General features: G+C 68.9%; 25 protein-coding genes. 8 read left to right on the top strand and 17 right to left on the bottom strand.

Annotated elements, in window-relative coordinates; translation table 11 throughout:
- The first annotated feature begins 106 nt into the window (after positions 1 to 106).
- Positions 107 to 1,171: a pirin family protein gene (locus tag AVTE2539_RS08055; RefSeq protein WP_284409621.1), complete on the top strand. Its 1,065-nt coding sequence runs from the start codon at positions 107 to 109 to the stop codon at positions 1,169 to 1,171.
- 93 nt (positions 1,172 to 1,264) lie between these two features.
- Positions 1,265 to 1,648, top strand: a complete 384-nt coding sequence (locus AVTE2539_RS08050; RefSeq protein WP_284409618.1) for a hypothetical protein — start codon at positions 1,265 to 1,267, stop codon at positions 1,646 to 1,648.
- 67 nt (positions 1,649 to 1,715) lie between these two features.
- Here the strand turns inward: AVTE2539_RS08050 and AVTE2539_RS08045 are convergent, their stop codons facing one another.
- Positions 1,716 to 1,955: a hypothetical protein gene (locus tag AVTE2539_RS08045; RefSeq protein WP_284407367.1), complete on the bottom strand. Its 240-nt coding sequence runs from the start codon at positions 1,953 to 1,955 to the stop codon at positions 1,716 to 1,718.
- A 92-nt stretch (positions 1,956 to 2,047) separates the two neighbouring features.
- Here AVTE2539_RS08045 and AVTE2539_RS08040 point away from each other — a divergent pair, with 92 nt between their 5' ends.
- Positions 2,048 to 2,518 (top strand): FKBP-type peptidyl-prolyl cis-trans isomerase, encoded by a 471-nt coding sequence (locus tag AVTE2539_RS08040; RefSeq protein ID WP_284409616.1) that lies wholly within the window; start codon positions 2,048 to 2,050, stop codon positions 2,516 to 2,518.
- Between the two features lie 117 nt (positions 2,519 to 2,635).
- Here AVTE2539_RS08040 and AVTE2539_RS08035 read toward each other — a convergent pair whose 3' ends face one another.
- The 6 genes from AVTE2539_RS08035 to AVTE2539_RS08010 form a co-directional block, all read right to left on the bottom strand.
- A complete protein-coding gene (locus tag AVTE2539_RS08035) occupies positions 2,636 to 3,640 on the bottom strand; it encodes a Csu type fimbrial protein (RefSeq protein WP_284409614.1) in 1,005 nt (334 codons plus the stop codon).
- Positions 3,637 to 6,009, bottom strand: a complete 2,373-nt coding sequence (locus tag AVTE2539_RS08030; RefSeq protein WP_284409612.1) for a fimbria/pilus outer membrane usher protein — start codon at positions 6,007 to 6,009, stop codon at positions 3,637 to 3,639. The genes AVTE2539_RS08035 and AVTE2539_RS08030 overlap by 4 nt, the downstream gene beginning before the upstream one ends.
- Positions 5,996 to 6,835 carry a fimbrial biogenesis chaperone gene (locus tag AVTE2539_RS08025; protein WP_284410642.1) on the bottom strand — a complete coding sequence of 280 codons (840 nt, stop codon included), beginning with the start codon at positions 6,833 to 6,835 and terminating at the stop codon, positions 5,996 to 5,998. The genes AVTE2539_RS08030 and AVTE2539_RS08025 overlap by 14 nt, the downstream gene beginning before the upstream one ends.
- Positions 6,835 to 7,458 (bottom strand): Csu type fimbrial protein, encoded by a 624-nt coding sequence (locus AVTE2539_RS08020; protein WP_284407362.1) that lies wholly within the window; start codon positions 7,456 to 7,458, stop codon positions 6,835 to 6,837. Before AVTE2539_RS08020 ends, AVTE2539_RS08025 begins: the two co-directional genes overlap by 1 nt.
- A 45-nt stretch (positions 7,459 to 7,503) precedes the next feature.
- The gene (locus AVTE2539_RS08015) at positions 7,504 to 8,064 is read right to left on the bottom strand and encodes a Csu type fimbrial protein (protein ID WP_284409604.1); all 561 of its coding nucleotides are present in this window, start codon (positions 8,062 to 8,064) and stop codon (positions 7,504 to 7,506) included.
- Positions 8,065 to 8,405: 341 nt separating this feature from the next.
- Positions 8,406 to 9,278, bottom strand: a complete 873-nt coding sequence (locus tag AVTE2539_RS08010) for a gamma-glutamyl-gamma-aminobutyrate hydrolase family protein (RefSeq protein WP_272566685.1) — start codon at positions 9,276 to 9,278, stop codon at positions 8,406 to 8,408.
- 289 nt (positions 9,279 to 9,567) lie between these two features.
- On the opposite strand from AVTE2539_RS08010, the gene AVTE2539_RS08005 reads away from it, so the two are divergent.
- The gene (locus AVTE2539_RS08005; protein ID WP_272566686.1) at positions 9,568 to 9,915 is read left to right on the top strand and encodes an HPF/RaiA family ribosome-associated protein; all 348 of its coding nucleotides are present in this window, start codon (positions 9,568 to 9,570) and stop codon (positions 9,913 to 9,915) included.
- Between the two features lie 88 nt (positions 9,916 to 10,003).
- Here AVTE2539_RS08005 and AVTE2539_RS08000 read toward each other — a convergent pair whose 3' ends face one another.
- From AVTE2539_RS08000 to AVTE2539_RS07990, 3 genes are all read right to left on the bottom strand, one after another.
- Positions 10,004 to 10,942, bottom strand: a complete 939-nt coding sequence (locus tag AVTE2539_RS08000; protein ID WP_284409602.1) for a TIGR03915 family putative DNA repair protein — start codon at positions 10,940 to 10,942, stop codon at positions 10,004 to 10,006.
- Positions 10,942 to 12,261 carry a putative DNA modification/repair radical SAM protein gene (locus AVTE2539_RS07995; protein ID WP_284409600.1) on the bottom strand — a complete coding sequence of 440 codons (1,320 nt, stop codon included), beginning with the start codon at positions 12,259 to 12,261 and terminating at the stop codon, positions 10,942 to 10,944. The genes AVTE2539_RS08000 and AVTE2539_RS07995 overlap by 1 nt, the downstream gene beginning before the upstream one ends.
- Positions 12,262 to 12,399: 138 nt before the next feature.
- Complete coding sequence (locus AVTE2539_RS07990; RefSeq protein WP_284409598.1) at positions 12,400 to 13,074, bottom strand: TetR/AcrR family transcriptional regulator; 675 nt, start codon at positions 13,072 to 13,074, stop codon at positions 12,400 to 12,402.
- A gap of 89 nt (positions 13,075 to 13,163) precedes the next feature.
- Here AVTE2539_RS07990 and AVTE2539_RS07985 point away from each other — a divergent pair, with 89 nt between their 5' ends.
- Together AVTE2539_RS07985 and AVTE2539_RS07980 are read left to right on the top strand one after the other, a co-directional pair.
- Positions 13,164 to 13,577, top strand: a complete 414-nt coding sequence (locus AVTE2539_RS07985; protein WP_284409596.1) for a VOC family protein — start codon at positions 13,164 to 13,166, stop codon at positions 13,575 to 13,577.
- A 21-nt stretch (positions 13,578 to 13,598) separates the two neighbouring features.
- A complete protein-coding gene (locus AVTE2539_RS07980; RefSeq protein ID WP_284409594.1) occupies positions 13,599 to 14,006 on the top strand; it encodes a YciI family protein in 408 nt (135 codons plus the stop codon).
- Between the two features lie 32 nt (positions 14,007 to 14,038).
- Here AVTE2539_RS07980 and AVTE2539_RS07975 read toward each other — a convergent pair whose 3' ends face one another.
- From AVTE2539_RS07975 to tkt, 7 genes are all read right to left on the bottom strand, one after another.
- Positions 14,039 to 14,596, bottom strand: coding sequence for a DUF924 family protein (locus AVTE2539_RS07975; protein WP_284409592.1), 558 nt, complete (start codon positions 14,594 to 14,596; stop codon positions 14,039 to 14,041).
- A gap of 117 nt (positions 14,597 to 14,713) precedes the next feature.
- Complete coding sequence (locus AVTE2539_RS07970; RefSeq protein ID WP_284401668.1) at positions 14,714 to 15,616, bottom strand: OmpA family protein; 903 nt, start codon at positions 15,614 to 15,616, stop codon at positions 14,714 to 14,716.
- A 96-nt stretch (positions 15,617 to 15,712) separates the two neighbouring features.
- A complete protein-coding gene (locus tag AVTE2539_RS07965) occupies positions 15,713 to 16,180 on the bottom strand; it encodes a DUF4398 domain-containing protein (protein ID WP_284409590.1) in 468 nt (155 codons plus the stop codon).
- Positions 16,181 to 16,500: 320 nt separating this feature from the next.
- On the bottom strand, positions 16,501 to 17,502 hold the full coding sequence (gene gap, locus AVTE2539_RS07960) for a type I glyceraldehyde-3-phosphate dehydrogenase (protein WP_272550521.1): 1,002 nt from the start codon (positions 17,500 to 17,502) through the stop codon (positions 16,501 to 16,503).
- A gap of 45 nt (positions 17,503 to 17,547) precedes the next feature.
- A complete protein-coding gene (locus AVTE2539_RS07955) occupies positions 17,548 to 18,336 on the bottom strand; it encodes a hypothetical protein (protein ID WP_284407355.1) in 789 nt (262 codons plus the stop codon).
- 17 nt (positions 18,337 to 18,353) lie between these two features.
- The gene (locus AVTE2539_RS07950) at positions 18,354 to 18,815 is read right to left on the bottom strand and encodes a hypothetical protein (RefSeq protein ID WP_284409589.1); all 462 of its coding nucleotides are present in this window, start codon (positions 18,813 to 18,815) and stop codon (positions 18,354 to 18,356) included.
- A gap of 76 nt (positions 18,816 to 18,891) precedes the next feature.
- Positions 18,892 to 20,943, bottom strand: coding sequence for a transketolase (gene tkt / locus AVTE2539_RS07945; protein ID WP_284409587.1), 2,052 nt, complete (start codon positions 20,941 to 20,943; stop codon positions 18,892 to 18,894).
- A gap of 104 nt (positions 20,944 to 21,047) precedes the next feature.
- On the opposite strand from tkt, the gene speD reads away from it, so the two are divergent.
- The gene (speD, locus tag AVTE2539_RS07940; protein WP_284407352.1) at positions 21,048 to 21,440 is read left to right on the top strand and encodes an adenosylmethionine decarboxylase; all 393 of its coding nucleotides are present in this window, start codon (positions 21,048 to 21,050) and stop codon (positions 21,438 to 21,440) included.
- Positions 21,437 to 22,222 (top strand): nucleotidyltransferase family protein, encoded by a 786-nt coding sequence (locus AVTE2539_RS07935; RefSeq protein ID WP_284409585.1) that lies wholly within the window; start codon positions 21,437 to 21,439, stop codon positions 22,220 to 22,222. The genes speD and AVTE2539_RS07935 overlap by 4 nt, the downstream gene beginning before the upstream one ends.
- Positions 22,223 to 22,238: the final 16 nt, after the last annotated feature.

Genomic DNA, 22,238 nt, shown 5'->3' with positions numbered 1-22,238 from the left:
TATGCAGTGCCAGACCATGCCGCCGCATGGCCCGCGCCACGCCGGCCGCACCCCACCGTGCACGCCCGCCGCCGGGGCCGCGCGCGGCGCCACCCAGGAGCTTTCCATGCCAGCCGTTGCCGACACCCCGATCCTGAACACCCAGCCCCTGGGCCCGCTGTGGCCCACGATGGACCCGTTCCTGTTCTGCGCCCACCACGACGACGCCTACCCGCCCGGCAATGCCGAACTGGGGCCGGATGCGCCGCTGCACGGCCGGCAGATCGGCCAGGACTTTTCGCGCCGGGACGGCTGGAGCATGTACCACGGCGACGTGGTGCCCGGGTTCCCGCCGCACCCCCATCGTGGGTTCGAGACCGTGACCATCGTGCGAAAGGGCCTCATCGACCATGCCGATTCGCTGGGCGCCGCCGCCCGCTTCGGCCAGGGCGACGTGCAGTGGCTCACCGCCGGCGACGGCGTGGTGCATTCCGAGATGTTCCCGCTGCTGGACCGCACCGGGCCCAACCCGCTGGAGCTGTTCCAGATCTGGCTCAACCTGCCGGCGCGTTCCAAGCGGGTCGATCCGCACTTCACCATGTTCTGGTCCGGTGACATTCCGCGCGTGGTGGACCCGGGCACGGACGGCGGCGGCGCCACCCACGTGGCCGTGGTGGCTGGCCGGCTGGGCGAGGCCGCGCCCCTGGCGCCCCCGCCGGGATCGTGGGCCGCACAGGCCGAGGCCGACGTGGCCATCTGGACGCTGCGCCTGGAGCCCGGCGCGCGCTTCACGCTGCCCGCCGCCACCGGTCAGGGCACGCGGCGCATGCTGTACTTCTTTGCCGGCAGCGGCGTCACGCTGGCGGGCCGCCCGGTGGACCACGCCGCGCTGGAGCTGCGCGCGGGCGAAGCGGTGGCACTGCACAACGGCGGCACGGCCGACGCCGAATTCCTGCTGCTGCAGGGCCGGCCTCTGGCGGAGCCGGTGGTGCAGTACGGCCCCTTCGTGATGAACACGCAGCAGGAAATCGCCGAGGCCCTGGCCGACTACCGCCGCACCGGCTTCGGCGGCTGGCCTTGGGGCGATGCGGCGCCGGTGCACGGGCCGACCCTGGGCCGGTTCGCGCAGCGGCCGGGCGCGGTGCCGGACGTGCCCGCGCCGGTGGATGTGGGATTGCCATCGGCCGGGTGATCGGACTGTCATTTTTTGTGTGCAAATGGTTATTGCCGTGGGATGGAGAGGGCCGATTTAGCATCTGTGCTCCCTCACTACCGGAGTCGATGGATGGGGCAGTGCTACGCCGCGGGCGATTTCAAAAAATACTTCAACGAGAACATGCAGGATTTGGGCTTGCCCGTGCCGTCCACGCTGTTTGATACCTACAACACGGCCCTCAGCACGGCCTCGACGATGGTGGGGACCCTGGCCACGTTGGGCAAAGGCGCCACGATGGCTGAACTGGTCGGCGCCACTGTGGGTCTGGAAAAGCTGGCGGTGGCTGCCTCCATCGGGGCCTCCGCGTACACCGGAGCGGCCATCGGCAGCATCGCGGTGGCTGCGGGGCGCTCACTCGGCTGTGGATCACGCATGTCCGATCTTTTCGTGATGGCTCGCCAGAACAAACTGGAGTTCGATGGGCTGGCAGCCTTCTATGCCAACAACCCCTAGGTCATTCAGAAAAATCATCCGGGCCGGGCACGCTTTGGAATGCAAGCCAAAATCGCTCCGTCCAATTTCAGCTATGCGTGATGAATAGCCTTCTATTCCTGCTGCTTTGCATCGTGTTGGCGGTGCTCGCTTGGGGCGCTTTCCAGTTTCTGGGGCAGTACGCATTTTTGCTCATGGTCGTCGTCGTCGTGGCGTTGCTTGTCAGCAAGGCGGGAAAACCGAAGTTCAGGCAGAAAAAGTAGCCGTTCGTGGAATCGGGGAACTGCTGCGAGGCCGTTTTCCGGGTGATCTGGCTGCGGGCACCCATGGCGCGCGCGTTGCTCGACAATGCAGGCCTGCACCGCCGGGCGCACGCCGCCCGGCTTCGACGATCCACCGACCTGTCCGGACCCTCCCTCCATGAACATCTCCAAAGACACCGCCGTCACCTTGAGCTACAAGGTCACCACGCCGCAGGGCAAGCCGCTCGATTCCGGCCACATGGCATACCTGCACGGTGGCTACGACGGCATTTTTCCGAAGGTGGAGGCCGTGCTGGACGGCCAGGCCACCGGTTTCGCCACCACGCTGGACCTGACCGCGGCCGAGGCCTTCGGCGAGCGTGACGAAAGCCTGGTGCGCACCATCCCCAAGAGCGAGTTCCCGCCCGGCGTGAAGGTGGGCGGCCAGCTGCGCGGCGCGGGCAACGACGGGCGCGAGCACGTGTTCAACGTGGTCAAGATCAAGGGCCCCGAGGTGCACCTGGACGGCAACCACCCGCTGGCCGGCCAGGCACTGCGTTTTTCCTGCAAGGTGACCGAGGTGCGGCCGGCGTTGCCGGAAGAAGTCGTGCACCGCCACGTGCACGGTGGGCACGGCCACCACCACTGATCGAGGCATTGGTGGGCATTTGCTATTAAAAATATAGCGATATGCCCTAGTGTTGATTGCGCTGGCGGCCTATTCGACTGGGTTTTCCGGGCGGGCTGGATGGGTGGGCGGGGCGGCTCAGAACTGCACGTCCACCACCACGTTGTCCAGGTAGGTGCCCTCCACCGGCGCGGCCTGGTCGGGGTACACGCGGGCGCGGTACGGAAACACGTGCGACCCCGTGCCGTTGGCGATGCCGCCCGCCGGGCCGGACGTGGCCTGGCTGCTGGACACGCGGGAGCCGACGGTCGTGCCCCAGGGCGTGGTGCCCGCGCCGAAGAAGATGTCGTAGGCCAGCCGGTTGCTGCCGTTGGCCATCTGGCGCCGCCCGCCGCTCGGGTTGCTGCCCGGCCCCAGGCCCACGGTGTAGACCATGCCGGTGGTGCACACCATCGCCACCTGCGACGCGGCCTCGCCGAAGCCCGTGGGCAGCGCGGCGCTGCCGAAGTTGATCGCCCCGGGCGTGATGAGGCAGTCGTTGTTCACCTGCAGCTCCACCGTCACGGTGCGCGTGGCCGTGCCGGCGTACACCGTGCCCAGGCAGGTGGCGAGCAGGCCCGCGCCGTCGCACAGGTTGTAGGTCCAGGCCAGCCGCAGGGTGTCGCGGTAGGTGCCGGCCGGGACGTTGGCGTTCAGCGTGGCGATCTGCAACGGCACGGTGGCCTTGCGGTTGGGCAGCAGGGTGAGGATGTTGGCCCCGGTGGCGTTGATCACCAGCAGGCCCGACGAATAGATGAGCCCGCTGCCGTTGCCCGCCTGGTAGCCGATGGCCTTGGTGCTGTCGCTGATGTTGCGCAGCAAAAAGCCGTTGTCGCTGGTGAGCGTGGCCCGCAGCACGCTGTCGGTGGACAGCAGCGACAGCAGCCCGGAGCCGCAGGTGATGGAGAAGCTGCCCGGCGTGGTCAGGCTGCCGTCGCGCACGGCGAATGAGGACGCCGAGCCCAGCGAGGCGCCGGTTTCCGCATAGCTGCAGACGGCGGCGAAGGCCGGCGCGCCCGCCCCCAGGGCCGCCAGGGCGAGCAGGGGGCGCACGGCCCGCGCCACCCCGGCGAGGGGAGAGGGCCGGCGGCCGGACGGGGTCACGATTGCATCTCCGGGCCGGCGTCGGCCGGCGCGTCGCCCGTGCGGCACACCACGCGCAGATCGCGCGTGCCGGCGTAGGCCTGTTCGCTGAATGCGCCGCGGCACACCTCTCCGTCCGGCAGGCGGGCCACCAGCGTGTTGCGGGCCTGCAGCGCGGTGAGGTACACCACGCCGTCCCAGCCCACCACCGTGGGCACATTGCCCTGCTCGTGGACCACGGCGGTGCCGGCTGGCAGCGGCGCGCCCCGGCCGTCCACCAGCGTGATGGTGGCCGTGCGCACGCGCATCACCGGCAGCCGCACCAGGGTGCCGGTGCCGCGCGCCACCGCCACGCGCTTTTCCAGGCTGGGGGTGTGCACGTCCGCCGGCAGCGACAGCGGGTCGATCTCGTAGCGGCCTTCGTAGTAGGCCGGCACCTCCGGCACGAGCAGGTAGCCGCGGGCGTTGGTGCGGCCGACCCGCTGGTGGTTGAAGAGCACCGGCACGTCCGCCATGCCGTCCGTGGACACCAGCGCGAAGCCGTCGCTGATGCGGTTGGAGGCGAAGGCGTAGCCGTCCATCAGCCCGATCGATCCGGCCGCGCCCGCGAAGCGCGTGCCGTGGCCGGCCATGCCGTAGGCGCCGCCCTGCACCGTCATGCTGTCGCCGCGGTAGAGCGCCGAGGCCTGGCTGTAGCGGTTCGCCTGGCCGCCCACGGTGTGGCCCAGGTTCCAGCCGAAGCCGCCGTCCGACGGCACGGTGCGCTGCACGCTGGCCTGGGCCTGCGTGGTGCCGTCGCCGTAGCGGGCCACGGCGGTCTGCGCGCTCGACTGCGGCCCCAGCACGTAGGTGAGCTGCAGGCGCATCTGCGTCTGGCCCGTCTCCAGGGTGCGGCCGGCGGTGAACGACAGGTAGCTGCGGTCCCCGAGCGGCGTGCTGTAGCCGGCGTAGGCCAGCCGGCTGCGCTGGCCCTCGCGGCTTTGCAGGTCCACCCAGCCCACGCTGAACGAGCCGCGCGCCACGTTCAGGCTGGCATCGAGCTGCCGCGTGCGGCGCGGCAGTTGAAAGCCGTCGTCGGCGTAGGTGCTGGCATCGCCGTAGCCGGGCGTGCGCTGCAGCTGCTGCATGGAAATGCCGCCGCCCGTGCTCTGGAACTGGTAGCCCAGGCCGAGTTGCCAGCCGCCGCGATCGCGCTGCGCCTGCCCCCGCGTGACGGAGGCATTGGCGACCCCCAGCAGGCCCAGCCGCAGCAGCCCGCCCGCGCCGGCCACGCCGAGCCCGCGGCCCGCCTGCGCCTGGGTTTCCAGGGTGAACGCCTCGGTGATGCCCTGGCGGTACACGCCCGAGGCCAGCGGCCGGCCGTAGGACAGGCTGCGAAAACCGTAGGCGCGCCGCAGCGCTCCCAGCGACAGCGAGTAGTCGGTCCAGCCCGGGCGCAGCAGCTGCGTGTTGACGTAGAACGGCACCGAAGTCAGCACCTGCCGCCCCTGCGCGTCGGTGGTCACCACCGAGGCCGTGCCCGAGCCGTTCACCGTGGGCAGCTCGCCCAGCGTGAACGGGCCCGGCGCGACGGCCCGGTTGGCCGCGCGAAAGCCGTTGATGAACACGTCCACCGCCGAGGGCACGGCCGCCTGGCCAGAGAAGGCGGGCAGCGGATAGGTCACCAGGTCGGGCCGGATGCTGAAGTTGCGCGACCACTGCACGCCGCCCATCCGCACCGGCGTGCTCCACTGCAGCGAGCCGGTGATGACGTCGCCGTACACGGTCTGCGTGGCCTCCTGCGTCTCGGGCCGGGTCCACTGCGTGTCGTAGCGCACGAAGCCGGTCGACATGCCGGTGGCGCCGCGGCGCAGGATGCCGGTGCTGGACACCACGCCGGGCTCGCCGAAGTACCGGGCCTCGGACCAGACCGACGAGGTGGTGCGGCCCTGCGTGGTCATGGTGTAGGCGTCGTAGTTGAACAGCAGGCCGCTGCCTCCGCCCAGCGGCAGCTGCGTGCGGCTGTGGTCGGCCAGGTCCTGCATCGGCAGCCACTCGGGCGGCACCTGCAGCAGCAGGCGCTGACCCAGGCTGTCGTACTGGGCCGAGACGCCGGGCAGGGTGTCCACGGCCACGGGGGCGCCGTCCGGCTCGGGGGTCTGCAGGGACAGCTCGCGCAGCGTTTCCGCATCGATCTCGTAATGGGGGCCGCTGTGCTGCACCTTGACGACCTCGCCGGTGGTCCTTCCGTTGACGACGATCTCCAGGAACAGGGTGACCGGGGCGCCGGCATGCGCGTCCGGCACCGGATAGTCGCTGGCGCTGAGCAGGCGCGGTAGGCATGCCGCCAGCACCCCCCACCGGGCGATGCGGGTGCGCAGCGGAGAGGGGCGCGGTTCATTGCGATGCACGGGGCAGCTGGGCTTCGCGCCCGTTGACCGTCACCATCAGGTCGTGGTCGGGTGAGGGCGGCGGCGCCAGGTCCAGCGGCATCTGGCCATGGGGCAGCACGTAGTTCAGCACGTCCTTGGGCGGCGCCACGGGGCTGCCGCCGCGCGCCCAGGCGACGGAGGTGATGCGCGCGTGCGACGCGCCGTGGTTGTGCACCACGACCTGGCTGGCACGGCCTGCGCCCGTGAGGGCCCACGACAGCTCGGGCGTGACGACCGCGGTGCCATCGACCAGCGACCGCGCATCGGACAGGCGCTGCGGCAGCGTGTCCGGCCCGTAGACGAAGAGCGGGATCGCATAGCGGATCTGCAGGCGCACGGCCACTGCCGCGTCGCTGGGCAGCGCCTGCGGCGTGCGCGATGCGCCGGCCGAGGGGGGCGCGGGCGCGGGCGGGTCCGGGGGCGGCGGGGGCGTCGCGGCGGGCAGTTCGTCCACCAGCACGCGGTAGGCCTGCTCGGTGCGCGCCGGCACCGGCTGCGTGGACAGCAGGCGCACCATCTGGCGCTGGCCCGGCGGAATCTGGCTGATGGGCGGGCTGGCCACCACCTCGCGCTGCGCCTCGAAGCGGTCCTGTCCGTCGGTCTGGCGCCACTGGAACACCCGCACCTGCATCGACACGGGCTCGGCGCCGCGGTTTTCCAGCCACAGCGCCACCGCGCGCTGCGGGCCCGTGATGACCGGGTCCACGGGCCAGATCATGATCGGCGTGGCTGCGTGCGCCGGCGCGCTCCCCGGGCCGATGCCGCAGAGGCCAGCCAGGGCGAGCGTGAGGAAGCGGTGCGGCATCACCACGAAAGGGTCACCTGCACGGTGTCGGTGTAGGTGCCGGCGCTGAGCCCGGAGCCCGGGAACGTCGCGGTGGCCTGGATGGGCAGTGCCGTGGGCGTGGCGCCCAGCGCCATGTCCGCCGCCACGTTGGGCAGCAGGACCGGCGCGCCGGCCGCCACCAGCGTGAGCGCGTAGGGAATGAACTGCGAGCCGTTGGACAGCCGGCGCTGCGCGCCGCTGGCGTGCAGGCCGCTGCCGACCGTCACCCGCAGCGTGGTGCCCGGCGTGCACAGCACCTGGGCCTGTGTGCCCGCACCGCCCGTGGCCATGACGCTGTGGGTGCCGGTGCGCACGGGCGAATGCACGCCGAAGTCGAGCAGGCCGAATGACAACCCGGTGGTCTGCGCGCTGCCCGAGATCTGGCAGCCGCGCGCTACGGTCGCGCTCACCGGAATCGTGGCCGTGGTGGCGATGGGCGTGGCGGCTTCGGCGGGCACGGCGACCCACGCCGGCAACGCCGCGAGCACCGCCACCGAGGCGGCTTTGCGCACGCCCGCCGGGGTGGCGTGCGGCCTGCGGAACCGGCGGGCAGGGCTTTCCAGGGCGTGCATGGGCCCATGCCGTCCGATGGCTTGCATCATGGATTTCCTCCGGGCGGGCCGGGCGCGTGGCCGGCCGCCGAGCTGTCAGAACGTCAGCGTGACCCCGAGCGTGTCGGTGTAGGCCCCGAAGGGCAGCGACTGGCTGCCGGTCTTGTTGACCTGCCCGTAGATGGGCAAATTGAACGCCGCGCCCGCCGTGGGAATGGCGACATTCGCCACCGGCGTGTTGAGCGGGTAGGGCGTGGTGTGGCTCGCGTCCTGGTACACCTCGTAGGGGATGTAGGCCGACGCGGAGTTCATCGCCCGCGTGCCCACGCCCACCCCGGCGCCCTGGCCGGCATGCAGCCCGCCGCCCACCGTCACGCTGATGACGGTGATCTCGGGCGAGCACAGGATCTGCGTGGTGCCCGCCCCGCCGGCGCCGCCCGTGGGGGCCGCGCTCACGGTGCCGGAGAACGTCGCGGGCTGGGTGCCGAAGTCCAGCGTCCCGAAGCTCACGCCGGACTGCCCGCCCGAACTGCCCGAGATGACGCAGCCCGTGCTGATGCGCATGGTCGCCTGCAGGTTGCCGGTGAGGGTGTCCGCCGCCGCGGTGCCGGGCCCGGCCACGAGGGCCAGGCAGAACAAGGCCACCGCGGCAGGCATCGCGCGCGACGGCAGTCTGGGGGACGGGTCGGTGTGGGTTCCGCGCGGCATTGCGCCTGCGGCTGACGGTCTCGTTTGCATCGCTTTCCCCTATTCGTTGCAGGAAGAAAATTTCGATGGGACAGTGGTCTACGTCGTCTTGCAGCTCTCCAAGCTGCACTGTCTCCGGACACAGTTATTGCACAGTTACACGGTAGGCCTTCGCATTGTTAACAAATGGAAACAATTTGCCGGAAAGGCCTCTCTGGATGATTGCGATGCGAAACAGCGACTGCAGCGCAGCGCTGTCTGGCGGGGTTGCTATCGTTTTTGATAGCTACGGTTGAGGTAGCGCGCGCCTCTCAGCGGCGCAGCAAAAGTGCCTGCCGGAGCAGTCGGGCGGCACGATCCCGGATCTGGAAGGGGCTGTGGCCCGGCAACGGACGCACTTTGGAGCGCGAACAGGCCGCCAGAAAGTCCTCGAGGATGGGCGCGTCGTCCATGGTCTGCGACGAGCCGGGCTTGAAGAATTCCGGGTGCCACTGGGTGGCGGCGATGTAGCCGCGCCCGCGCTGCGGGCGCCGCCGGATCGCCTCCGGCACGCCGTCGGGATGGCTCCAGGCCTCGATCTCGAAGCCCGGCGCGAGGTTCTTGATGCCCTGGTGGTGGATGCTGTTGACCACCACGCGCTGCTGGCTCGGATACATCTGCGACAGCCGGGTGCCGGGCACTAATTCCACCTCGTGGAAATGTTGGTCGTAAGTCACCGCGTTGCGGTGCTGCTGGGCGCCGGGGTGCTGGGTTTCGATGTCCTGGTAGAGCGTGCCGCCGAAGGCCACGTTGATCAGCTGCAGCCCCCGGCACACGCCGAAGATGGGCTTGCCGGCCTGCTCGAAGGCTTCGACCACCGCCAGGTCGTACAGGTCGCGGATGCGGTCGCCCAGCCAGGCGTCCTTGAGCGGGACCTCGCCATAGGTGCCGGGCCACACGTCGGACCCGCCGTGCATCACCACGCCATCGAGCCAGTCCGCGTAGTGCGCCAGGGTGACGTCGCCGCGCGCGGTTTCGCCGGTGGGGCAGGGCACCATCACCACCATCGCGCCGGCGGACATGATCCAGTGGGCGATCGACTGCTCCACGTACTGCAGCGTCTTGTTGGTGAACAGCGAGCGTGCGGGGTCCGCGTGGGAGAAGCAGGCGGACAGACCGATCTTGAGGCGCTTGGAGGTGGACATGCTCAGCGGTCCGCGAAGGAGAATCGGCGGCGAATGGATGCGCCGCAGGTCAGGGCAAAAGGCATCCGAACGTTGTAACACCCGCCCCCGGCGCCGGCTGTAGGAACCGGCCGCTCCCGCCGTGGGCGCCCGCCCGACAGTCCCTCAGCGCCGCGCGTTGCGGTGCCCGGCGCTGCGATGTGCGACGATGCCCCCGGGTGGTGGCCGGAACGCGGCATCCACGCGCCGGTCCCGCCCTTTCGTCTTGCCCGGCCCCTGCCGGGCGCCATTGGAAAAAAGGAGCAACGCTATGCAAGTACAGGTGCACACCGACGACTACATCCAGGGCGGCGAATCGCTGGCCCAGTGGATCCATGACGAGACCAACAGCCGGCTTGCACGCTTTCGCGACCACCTGACCCGCGTGGAGGTCTTCCTGTCCGATGTGGATGCCGGCAAGTCCGGCGCGGCCGACAAGCGCTGCGTGGTGGAAGCCCGCGCGGCGGGCCGTCCGCCCGTCGCCGCCAGCGCGGACGCCGACAAGCTGGCCGATGCCTTCACCAGCGCGGTCGAAAAGGCGGCCCGCGCCCTCGACACCGACCTGGGCCGCCTCAAGGACCGCCACGGCCGCGAGACCATCCGCACCGCGACCGAGTGAGTCCGGCAGGGCCCGGCAGCGCCGGGCCTGTGCGGGCCCCGGCCCTCCGGGCACCGAACCGCCACGGCCCCGCTTTCGCGGGGCTTTTTTATTCCGCAGGCCTGCCGGCGGCGCGGCCGGGGCCTGCCGCGATGCGCCGGCGCGGCACGGTGCCGGGCGCCTCCACCATGCGCATGCTGCGGGTCTGCGCCGTCTGCGCGAGTTCGCCGATCAGCGTGGCCTCGGGCAGGTTCTTCCAGTAGCGCGTGGGCATCTCCTTGCGCATCATGTCCAGCTTCAGGCGCGCGGGGTTGAAGATGTTGCGGTAGTAGGTGAGCCACAGCGCCTCGCCCGCATCCGGTGGCGGCGCGTCGCTGCGCTGCGCCGCCGGGCCCCGGTGCAGCCGCTGGCCGTCCCAGTGCACGCTGGCGTCCGGCGTGAGGATGGCCCAGCGCATCTGGGTGAAGCGACGTGCGAAGAACGGCGCGTTGGCCTCGGTGATCCAGTGGTCCGGCTCGAACCAGGCGATGTGCAGCGTGCCGCCGTCGGGCTCGGGCACGGGCCGGAACCGCACGAAGGCGCGCATCTTGTGCATGTCGCGCTTCACGGCGCGGTCCAGGTGCTGCAGCCGCAGGCGGTCGGGGTCCAGCGGGTCGTGGCGCAGGCCCGGCTCGTGCGCGAGCCGCCACAGCAGCCGGTACATCAGCGCGAAGCGGCCCGGGTCGCGGTGCAGCACCACGCGCTCGCACTGCTGCAGGAATTCGCGTGGCACCCGCGGTGGGGACGCGGGCGGCGGTGCATCGGGCGAAAAGGATGCGCCCGGCGCGCGAACGGCATCGTCCGCTGCCGCCGGGCCGGCCTCCCCGGACCCCTCGGCGAACAGGTCGCCCGCCGCGTCCGCGGCCGTGAACCATTGCACCTGCTGCGGCGGGCGGCCGCCTTGCAGCAGCGTGCGCGCTGCCGCGCGAAAGCCCGCCCAGTCGGTGGCGTGGCCCAGGGTCACGGTGGTGACCGCATCGGTGGCGGTGGTGGTGGTTGCGTCGTCCATCAGCCGAACAGCGAGGCCTGCACGGGCGGCACGGGGGCGGCAGGTGCGCTCGCCAGCGGGGCCGGCCGTGCCGGCGTGGCGAAGAACGCCGGCAGGTGCACCGAATCGAGCAGGCGCCCCGGCCGATGGTCCACCGTCTCGACGAACGGCAGCACCTTCTTGAGCGGCACGCGCAGCCGCGACAGGTCGGCATGCCGCACGCGCCGCACCCGGCGCGAGGCCAGCAGCCGGTCCACCGAGCCCACGCCCAGTCCCGGCACGCGCAGCAGCATCTCGCGCGGGGCGGTGTTGAGGTTGACCGGGAAGCGCTCCGGATGCGCGATGGCCCAGGCGAGCTTGGGGTCCATGTCCAGCGACAGCATGCCGCCCTGGCGCGCGGGCACGATCTCCTCGTGCGCGAAGCCGTAAAAGCGCATCAGCCAGTCGGCCTGGTACAGCCGGTGCTCCCGCACCATGGGCGGGGCGGCCAGCGGCAGCGCGCGCGAGGCGTCCGGAATGGGGCTGAAGGCCGAGTAGTACACGCGCCGCAGGCGAAAGCCGCCGTACAGCTGCGCGCTCGTGGCCAGGATGGTGCGGTCGTCCGCCGCGTCCGCGCCCACGATCATCTGCGTGCTCTGGCCCCCCGGGGCGAAATGCGGCGCGGCGGCCCGCCGCGTGCGCCCGGGCAGCGAGACGACCTGCGCGGCGCCCTGCTGCTCGCGCCGGGCCTGTCGGGCATCGGCGATGTGTCCGGCCATGCGCGCCATCGAGCGGCGGATGGCGGCGCCGTCCTTCTCGGGCGCCAGCGCCGCCAGGCCCTGCGGCGTGGGCAGCTCCACGTTGATGCTCAGGCGGTCGGCGTAGCGGCCGGCGCGCTGCATCAGTTCGGGCGCCGCATCGGGAATGGTCTTGAGGTGGATGTAGCCGCGAAAGTCGTGCTCCTCGCGCAGAACGCGGGCCACCTCCACCACCAGCTCCATGGTGTAGTCGGGGCTCTGGATGATGCCGCTGGACAGGAACAGCCCCTCGATGCAGTTGCGCCGGTAGAAGTCGAGCGTGAGGTCCACCACCTCCTGCACCGTGAACCGCGCACGCTGCACGTTGCTGCTCACGCGGTTCACGCAGTACAGGCAGTCGTACAGGCAGAAGTTGGTGAGCAGGATCTTGAGCAGCGAGATGCAGCGCCCGTCCGGCGCGTAGCTGTGGCAGATGCCTGAGCCCTCGGTGGAGCCGATGCCGCGCCCACCCACGGAGTTGCGTGGCGCCGCGCCGCTGGAGGCGCACGAGGCGTCGTACTTGGCGGCGTCGGCAAGGATGGCGAGTTTGGCGTCGAGAATCACTGTATGAATTTACAGTGATGTGCGGCGATCCGCAATGGAAATCTGTTTTGCTACTAAAAATGTAGCAATATGCCCTAGCAAACTATGCGCTGGAGACCGATCGGGCCATGAACCTTGCAGTCTGGAAAGGCCTGCCGATCACAGGCCCTTTTCCACCATGTCCAGGAGCCGCTGGGCCACGCGGTCCATCTGCGGCCCCACCGCGCGGCCCAGGGGGCCGTCGATCACCAGCAGGGCCAGGCCGTGCACCGCCGACCAGGCCAGGAACTCCGCCCCGGGCCGCCGCTCGGCAGGCAGCACGCCCGCCGCCACCATGCGGTCCAGCGCGGCGCCCAGCAGTTGGAACGGGTCGAGCCCGGTCGCGCCACCCTTGTCGGCATGGTTCGGCGTCTGGGGGCCGATGTCGCCCGAAGCGGCGAAGGCGGCATGGAACAGGCCCGTCTCCTCGCGTGCGAAGCGCAGGTAGCCGGTGCCCACCGCGCGCAGGCTGCGCCGGGCCTGATCGGGCGGCGCCAGGCCGGCGGGGATGGCGGCCAGCTCGGCTTCCATGGCCCGCGCTACGCGGGCCAGCGCGACGGCGCGCACGGCCTCCAGCAGGTCCTGGCGATTGGCGAAGTGGCGGTAGGCCGCGTTGGGCGCCACGCCCGCCCGGCGCGTGGCCTCGCGCAGCACCACGGCCTGCGGGCCGCCCTCGCGCGCCAGCGCCACGCCCGCGTCCAGCAGGGCGCGGCGCAAATCCCCGTGGCGGTAGGTCTGGCGCGGCGGCGCGGCTTTGGGGGGCGGGTTCGGGGCCTGCGAGGCGGGTTCGGTCATGCGGGTTTGTCGATGTGGACGCTGTCCATTGTGTCTGCTAAGGTTTGTGAACGGCGTACACAAGCCCCGCCCTTTTTTTGGAGATGTCCATGGCCACCCAGATGTTCGTGAACCTGCCCATCCAGGACCTGCCCCGGTCCGTCGCGTTCTTCACCGCGCTGGGTTTTCGCTTCGACCCGCGCTTCACCAGCGACAAGGCCACCTGCATGATCGTGGGAGAGCACAGCTTCGTCATGCTGCTCACCCAGCCGTTCTTCCAGACCTTCACCGACAAGCCCGTGAGCGACGCGCACCGCACCACCGAGGTGTTGATCTGCCTGTCGCGCGATAGCCGGGCGGCCGTGGACGAGATCGTGCGCCAGGCAATCGCCGCCGGCGGCAAGGCGCCGCGCGCGGCGCAGGACCACGGCTTCATGTACCAGCACGGCTTCGAAGACCCGGACGGGCACCTGTGGGAGGTCATGTTCATGGAGCCCGGCGCCATTCCCCCCACCGAGTCCTGAACCTGCCTCGGAGGCCCTGCCATGCGATTCATGCTCTTGATGATTCCCCACGGCTACGAATCCGCCGCGCCCGGCACCGTGCCCGAGGCCGACGCCGTCGCGGCCATGATGGCCTACAACGAAAGCCTGCAGGCCGCCGGCGTGCTGCGGTCGCTGGAAGGCCTGCACCCGCCGTCGGCGGGCGTGCGCATCACCTTCGAAGGCGGTACGCCCAAGGTGCAGCCTGGGCCGTTTCCCGGCGTGGCCGAGGTGCTGGGCGGGTTCTGGATCATCGAGGTGGCCTCCCGGGAGGAGGCGATCGCGTGGGCCTCGCGCTGCCCGGCGTCGGGCAACGAAACCATCGAGGTGCGGCAGATCCAGGAGATGTCGGACTTCCCGCCCGATGTGCAGGAGGCTGCCAAGGGCTTCGCCGAAATACAGGGGCGCTGAGGGGCTGGTGAAGCGCCCCCCGCTGCAGCCCCTCAGAACGCGCTGCCGGGCTCCTGCAGGAAGGCCGTCTCCTGCGGCGTCGAAGGGCGGCCCAGCACGGCGTTTCGGTGCGGAAAGCGGCCGAAGCGCACCACGATGTCCCGGTGACGCACCGCGAAGTCCAGGTTGTTGGCATTGCCGAGCTGCGTGAACAGCGCGACCGATCGCGCCTGCACCGCAGCGGACTCGCTGTGCATGTAAGGCATGTAGAGAAACGCGCGCCACGCGGGCGGCAAGGCGGCGTCGGCCTGGGCCGCCACCGCCTCCTGCGCGAGCACCAGTGCCATGCCGTCGTGCGCGAACGCCTGGGCGCTGTCGCGGTACAGGTTGCGGGAGAACTGGTCCAGCACGATCACCTCCGCCAGCCGGCCCTGCGGCGTGGCGCGCCAGTCCCATAGCTCGGCTTGCGCCGCCTCGTGGTGCAGGCGGGCGAAGCGTTCGCGAATGGCGGCGTCGAACGCCGCGTCCTTGGCGAACCATTGCTGGGGCGTGGTTTCCTCGAACCAGAAGGTCAGCACATGGCGTGCGGCATCGGGCAAGTCGGGGTGCATGGCGGATCGGATCCAGAAGGGTGGGGACGAAAGAAAGGAAAGCCGCCGTGCCCGGCAGATGCAGGGAAACGGCGGCGGTCGATGCAGGCGGTGGCCCGCCCGCGGATCGGTCGGACTTTAACGGCCCTTGAGGTTGCCCTGGGCGTCGGCGATCACGATCTCGACGCGGCGGTTCATCGCACGGCCTTCGGGCGAGCCGTTCTCGGCCACGGGGTAGGACTTGCCATAGCCGCGTGCCGTGATGCGGCTGGTGTCCACGCCGCGCTGAACCAGCGCGTCACGCACGGCCTGGGCGCGGCGCTCCGACAGTTCCTGGTTGTAGCTGTCCGAGCCCACGCTGTCGGTGTAGCCCTCGATCAGCAGCTTGCGCTCGGGGAACTGCTTGAGGAAGTTGGCCAGCTTGTCCAGGCGCGGACCGGCCTGGGCCGACAGGTCGGCCTTGTTGAAGGCGAACAGCACATCGCCCAGCGTGACCAGCAGGCCGCGCTCGGTCTGCTGGCCTTCGATCTCGCGCAGTTGTGCTTCGAGCTGGCGCACGCGGTCCTGCGCGGCGCGGGCTTGCGCCTGCTGCTGCGCGGCGAGCTGCTCGGCCGTCATGGCACGGGCCTGGGCGACCTGCGCATTGCGGGCCGAGGCTTCGGCCTCGCGGGTGCGCGCTTCCAGGCGCAGGCGGTCGGTCTCGCTGCCGGCCTGCTTGATCTCGGCGTCCAGGCGGCGGGCCTGGGCCGTGTTGGTGGCGATGGCGGCGCGCTGCGTGGCTAGGTAGGCCAGGTGGTTGGCTTCGGACTCGTCCTTCTCGTCGCGCAGCACATGGTCGGCGCGGGCCAGCGTGTCGGTGGCGGCCTTCAGTTCGAGCTGGGCGTATTGGTTCACGGCCGGATCGGTGGCGGCGCGGTTCACAGCGGAGCGGGCCTGCTCCACGGCCGGCAGGGGGCCGGGCGACGCGCAGGCGGCCAGCAGGCCGGCGGCGAGCAGGGCAGCGGCCAGGGTGGAGGTGCGGCGGAGGTTGGATGACTGCATGGTGGTGTCCTTCAAATCGGGGGATGGGCGGCCGCGCCGCGGTGGCGCGTGGGTGTGGGCGGCCGGTCAGGAAGGCGGGCCCGAAGGCCCGGCGCCTCAGCGGGCCGGAGGCACGGCACCGGGCATGGGTGCAGGCATGGGGGCGGCCATGGGCGCAGGAGGGGGTGGGGGTGGCATGGCGCCAGGGACGGGTGGCGCGCGGCGGGTGATTTCGTCCTGCAGCGACTGGATGCTGGTCTTGACTTGCTGCAGCGTGGCGGCGTTGTCCGTGGCTTCGGCTTTCGTCTCGGCCACGCGGGCGTCGGCTTCCGCTTCGGCGGCTAGGCGGCGGGCGCGCGTGTAGTCCTTGCTGTCCAGGGCCTGCTGGGCCTGGGTCCACTTGTCACGGGCGCTCTGCAGTTCCACGGGGGCGTTGGCGGCCACCTTGGGCGCGGTGGTCGCGCGGTCTACGGCAGTGCGGCTCACGGCCATCTGCTCGGTGGGCTTGGGTGTGGAGGAGCAGGCGGCAAGCGCGCCCAGCGCCAGCACGGCAGTGGCAGTTCGGATCAAGGTGAAGGTCGGCATGGTGTTTTTCTCCGGACAGGGATGGAATGACGCTTCGGGGCGGGTCCCGGTGACGGGTGCCCCTGGCGACAGGGTTCCGATTGTTCGGGTTGGGCCTGCCCTCCGGCGTAGGCCCATCGCAGCAGGCCGCGTGGGCAATGTCCGACGAAACGTGAGCAATGCATCCGAAAGCAACGGTTGCGAGCGCGTTCCTGCGGATGCCATTCAGGTTCATGCCGCTGGGCGGAGGCGAAGCGGCCAATGGCGGCACAAACCATTCGCCCAAAGAAAAACGCGCCCGAAGGCGCGTTCCGATGGTCCGGCGAGCGGGCGCTGCTGTCTCAGCGGGAAGACACCACGCGCACCATGTCCAGGCACTTGTTGGAGTAGCCCCATTCGTTGTCGTACCAGGACACAATCTTCACGAAGGTGTCGTCAAGGGCGATGCCGGCATCGGCATCGAACACGCTGGTGCAGCTTTCGCCGCGGAAGTCGGTCGCCACCACCTTGTCTTCGGTGTAGCCCAGGATGCCCTTGAGCGCGCCTTCCGACTGCGACTTCATTTCAGCGCAGATCTCGGCGTACGTGGCGGGCTTTTCCAGCTCGACGGTCAGGTCCACCACCGACACGTCGGAGGTGGGCACGCGGAACGACATGCCGGTCAGCTTCTTGTTGAGTGCCGGGATCACCACGCCCACGGCCTTGGCGGCGCCGGTGGAGCTGGGGATGATGTTTTCCAGGATGCCGCGGCCACCGCGCCAGTCCTTGTTGGACGGGCCGTCCACGGTCTTTTGCGTCGCGGTGGCGGCGTGCACGGTGGTCATCAGGCCGCGCTTGATGCCCCACTTGTCGTTCAGCACCTTGGCCACGGGGGCCAGGCAGTTGGTGGTGCACGAGGCGTTGGAGATGATGGGCTGGCCGGCGTAGGAATTGCAGTTCACGCCATGCACGAACATCGGCGTGTCGTCCTTGGACGGTGCCGACAGGATGACCTTCTTCGCGCCCGCGTCGATGTGCTTTTGCGCCGTCTCCTTGGTCAGGAACAGGCCCGTGGCCTCGATCACGACGTCCGCGCCGACCTCGTTCCACTTGAGCTGCGCAGGGTCGCGTTCCTGCGTGAGGCGGATCTTCTTGCCGTTGACGACCAGGGTGTTCCCCTCCACCGCGATGGTGCCCTTGAAGCGGCCATGCACCGAGTCGTACTGGAGCATGTACGCCAGGTAATCCGGCTCCAACAGGTCGTTGATGCCGACGACCTCGATGTCGGAGAAGTTCTGCACGGCGGCGCGGAACACCATGCGGCCGATGCGGCCGAAGCCATTGATGCCAATCTTGATCGTCATGAGATTTCCTTTAGTAGAAAGTAAAAAAATGCCGTAGACCAGATATCAAACGCCGCCCAGGGCGTTGTTGATAAAAAGCGTTCCCTTTTTTGCAGGCTTTATTTGAGCGAGAAATTCCGGTATGCGAGGAAGTACGCCCCCGCATTCGTTGATGCAGGCCTTGTCATTGATGACGGATGTGTCCGGGCTGAACATCGGCTTGAATCCTCTGTTCTTGTTGCTGCCTACCGAACCGTTGCGGTCCCATATGGCCAACGCAGTTTCTTTGGAAACGGGTTTTGCCATGGCCAAGGCCTGGGCTTTGGTCACTGTGCCGATGGCAATATGAAAGCCGATCAAATTGGAAACCAGATCTTCCTGGCTGAAGCCGCTGTCCGTGATGAAATTCGGAAAGAACTCTTGATGTGCCTCAAATTCCAGGCTGACTTCCATGAAGATGGCTAAAGCCACTGATTTTTTCTCGGCAGGAGACAGGTTGTGCTTGACCACATATTCCCGCTTGACTCCGGAAGATATCTTCTTGCCAAGCGCATGCATGTCTTGTCGATGCACGACCTTGAACCCCGTCGTCTTTTTGTCAGGGAAGGTGACCGCCTTAAAAGTGTCCGTCTTGGAGGGATGCGTGCATATTTGCGGATGAATGCCCAGGCAATGCCTGACATCCGGGCCGCCCGCATTGATTTCTTTCCAGAGTGCAGAGGCTCCGGTATGCGGCCTCGTGGACTCTGGATGCATATGGCCCAAGTCAAGCCAACCAAGGTTGCAGGTGTACACGAGCCCATAGTTTTGAGACAGTGCTTTTTGCCCGTCCAAAATGTCAATGCGTTTGCTCAAGTGGCACCTTCATTGATTTAATCGTTGTCTAAAAAATCAACGGTGACAGTTTTGCAATCACCCTGCTTCGCGATAAATACCTTCGCCTCCAAGAAATCCTGATGAGTGCAAGTCATGCTCAACCTATATTCAGAATCGGGCGCCGGGGTCGATGTCTCTGGTGTGCAGGATTGCGCTGTGAATTTCTCGCGATAGATTTTTAAAATATCAGTAGCTGGCGCCAAACTGCCGTAATTCAAAGAGCTGAATGGCACTCCCATTCCGTCGCGTCCCTTCCACCGATATTTTGGAGGTATGCATTCTCCAATGATCTCCACATCGCGGAGATGTCCGGGAGCCGCCAATTGGTATGCCATTGAATGGCGGTCGGCCTCTGAAACATCAAAAGTAGACCAGGCAAAAATCGAGAACAGCAGAAAGGCAGCAATCAAGCCAAGGACGCCGAAAAGGAATATCTTGGCTCGCTTGCTGTACGTCATTCAATCAATCAATTAAACATGAGCGAAAAATGCGCTTTTCTTGAAAAACGTTGGGGCAACCCGTACCGGTCGATGACTATCGTTTGAGCGCAGCCTGCACGGTGTCGGCCACGTTCTCTTCGGTGAATCCGAAGTGCTTGAACAGCACCGGCGCGGGGGCCGATTCGCCGAAGGTGTCGATGCCGACCACGGCGGCGCAGCCGTATTTCCACCAGCCGTCGGTCACGCCCATCTCCACCGCGATGCGGGGGATGCCGGCGGGCAGCACGGATTGCTTGTACTTCGTGTCTTCGCGGTCGAAGGTCGTCGTGCTGGGCATGGACACCACGCGCACGGCGATCTTGCGTGTGGCCAGCAGTTGCTGCGCCTTGAGCGCCAGTTGCACTTCCGAACCCGTGGCGATGATGACGGCCTGGGCCTTCTTCTTGATGCCCACATCGGCCGGCTCGGACAGCACGTACGCGCCGCGACTGATGTCGCCCAGGTCGCGCTTGGGGGCATAGGCGATGTTCTGGCGCGACAGCAGCAGGGCCGTGGGCTGGGTGCGGTTGGACAGGGCCACGCTCCAGGCGACGGCGGTTTCGGTCGTATCGCCCGGGCGCCACACGTCCAGGTTCGGGATGAGGCGCAGGCTGGCGGCGTGCTCGATCGACTGGTGGGTCGGGCCGTCTTCGCCCAGGCCGATGGAGTCGTGGGTGAACACGTGCACCACGCGCAGCTTCATCAGCGCGGCCATGCGGATGGCGTTGCGGCTGTAGTCGCTGAACGTGAGGAAAGTGCCGCCGTAGGGGATGAAGCCGCCGTGCAGGGCGATGCCGTTCATGATCGCGGCCATGCCGAATTCGCGCACGCCGTAGTTGATGTGGCGCCCGCCGATGCGAGCGGTCTCGGCGCCCACGTTCACTTCCACCTGCTGCACGTCGCCGTGTTCGTCGAAGCGCAGGGCCGGCGTGCTCTTGGTGTTGGTGAGGTTGGAGCCGGTCAGGTCGGCGCTGCCGCCCAGCAGCTCGGGCAGTTGCGCGGTGAAGGCTTCCAGGGCCAGCTGGCTGGCCTTGCGGCTGGCCACGGTCTCGCCCTTGGTGTGCATGCCGACCACGGTGTCCACGGCGGTCTGCGCGAAGTGCTTGGGCAGGTCGCCGGCCATGCGGCGGGTGAACTCGGCGGCCAGCTCGGGGAAGGCGGCGGCATAGGCGTCGAAGCGCTGCTGCCATTCGGCTTCGGCCTGGGCGCCGGTGTCCTTGGCGCTCCAGTCGGCATAGACCTCGGCCGGGATCTCGAAGGGCACGTGGCTCCAGCCGATGGCGTTGCGCGTGAGCGTGATCTCGTCGGCGCCCAGGGGCTCGCCGTGGGCCTTGGAGGTGTTCGCGCGGTTGGGCGATCCCTTGCCGATGGCGGTCTTGCAGACGATGAGCGTAGGCTTGTCGGTGGAGGTCTTGGCGCTTTGCACCGCGGCCGCCACGGCCTCGACGTCGTGGCCGTCCACGGGGCCGATCACGTTCCAGCCGCAGGCTCGCAGGCGGGCCGGGGTGTCGTCCACGAACCAGGGAGCGACCTGGCCGTCGATGCTGATGCCGTTGTCGTCGTACAGCGCAATCAGCTTGTTGAGTTTCCAGGCGCCGGCCAGCGACAGCGCTTCCTGGCTGATACCTTCCATCAGGCAGCCGTCGCCCAGGAAGACGTAGGTGTGGTGGTCCACCACGGCATGGCCGTCGCGGTTGAATTCCTTGGCGAGCAGCTTCTCGGCCAGCGCGAAGCCCACGGCGTTGGTGATGCCCTGGCCCAGGGGGCCGGTGGTCGTCTCGACGCCGGGCGTGATGCCGTATTCGGGGTGGCCGGCCGTCTTGCTGTGCAGCTGGCGGAAGTTCTTCAGCTCCTGGATGGGCAGGTCGTAGCCCGTGAGGTGCAGCAGCGCGTACAGCAGCATGGAGCCGTGGCCGTTGGACAGCACGAAGCGGTCGCGATCCAGCCAGTGCGGGTTGGCGGGGTTGTGCCGCAGATGGCGGCCCCACAGCGCGACGGCCATGTCGGCCATACCCATCGGGGCGCCGGGATGGCCGGAATTGGCCTGTTGAACTGCATCCATTGCGAGTGCGCGGATCGCATTCGCCATTTGTTGAGAATTGGCCATCAGGGGCGGCTCCGGAAGGGGGCGGTGGGGGGAAAACCCGGCATTTTACCGGGGCGGCTCCCGGGGCTCCGTACCCGGGCCCCGATGCACTACAGTGCAGCCCCATGCAAGGCCTGCACCTCACCGCCGATCTCCAGCAATGCCGCTGCGCGCCGCACTGGCTGACCGATGCTGCCGCACTGGGCCGCGCTTGCGCCGGCGCCGTGCAGGCGGCCGGGCTGCAGGCCGTGGGCCAGCTGTTCCACACCTTCCCGGCCACCGCGCAGGGGCCGGGCGGCGTGACGGCCACGCTGCTGCTGGCCGAGTCGCACCTGTGCGTGCACACCTGGCCCGAACTGGGCGCGGTCACGCTGGATGTGTACGTGTGCAATTTCGGTGGTGACCATTCGGCCAAGGCCGAGTCGCTGATGGCCGCGCTGCTGGCCTTGTTCGAACCGGCACGGGCGCAGCGGCATGCGCTGCAGCGCGGCGCGGTGGCCCAGGGCGTTGCGGCATGACCGCGGCCGTGCGGACCCCATCGTCGGACCAGGGGGGGGCGCAGGTGCCCGCGATGGTGCTGGCCGCAGGCCGCGGCGAGCGCATGCGCCCGTTGACCGATGCGTGCCCGAAGCCGCTGCTGGCGGTGCAGGGCGTGCCGCTGCTGGAGTGGCACCTGCGTGCGCTGGCCCAAGCGGGCGTGCCACGCGCCGTCATCAACACGGCGTGGCTGGGCGAGCAGATCAGCGAGCGGTTTGGGGATCGTTTCGGCCTCCAGGGCAATGAATCCGCCGGCAGCCTGCTATCGATTTCATACTCGCACGAAGGCCGCGACTTCGGTGGTGCGCTGGAGACCGCCGGCGGCATCGCACGGGCGCTGCCGCAGTTGGGGCCGGTGTTCTGGCTGGCGGCGGGCGACGTGTTCGCGCCCGATTTCGTGTTCGCGGCCGATGCCGCGCAGCACTTTGCCGCCAGCACCGCGCTGGCCCACCTGTGGCTGGTGCCCAACCCGGAGCACCACCCGCGCGGGGACTTCGGCCGGTCGGACGCCGGCTTGGCGCTGAACCTGCCGGCCGACAGCACCGCGCCGCGCTACACCTACAGCACCCTCGCACTGTTGCGGGCGGAGTTGTTCGGCGCGCCCTGGTGCGATGTGCCTGCCGGTAATCCGACGGGGATCAGCGCCGCGCTGGCACCGCTGCTGCGCCGGGCCATGGACGCAGGCCGTGTCACCGCATCGCTCTATACCGGCCGCTGGGCCGACGTGGGCACGCCGCAGCGGCTGGCGCAGCTCAACCGCTGATTCCTTGGGGCGGCTT

This window comes from Acidovorax sp. SUPP2539 (assembly GCF_030158975.1).
Taxonomy (GTDB): domain Bacteria; phylum Pseudomonadota; class Gammaproteobacteria; order Burkholderiales; family Burkholderiaceae_C; genus Paracidovorax.
This window is presented reverse-complemented; position numbering and strand designations above follow the sequence as displayed.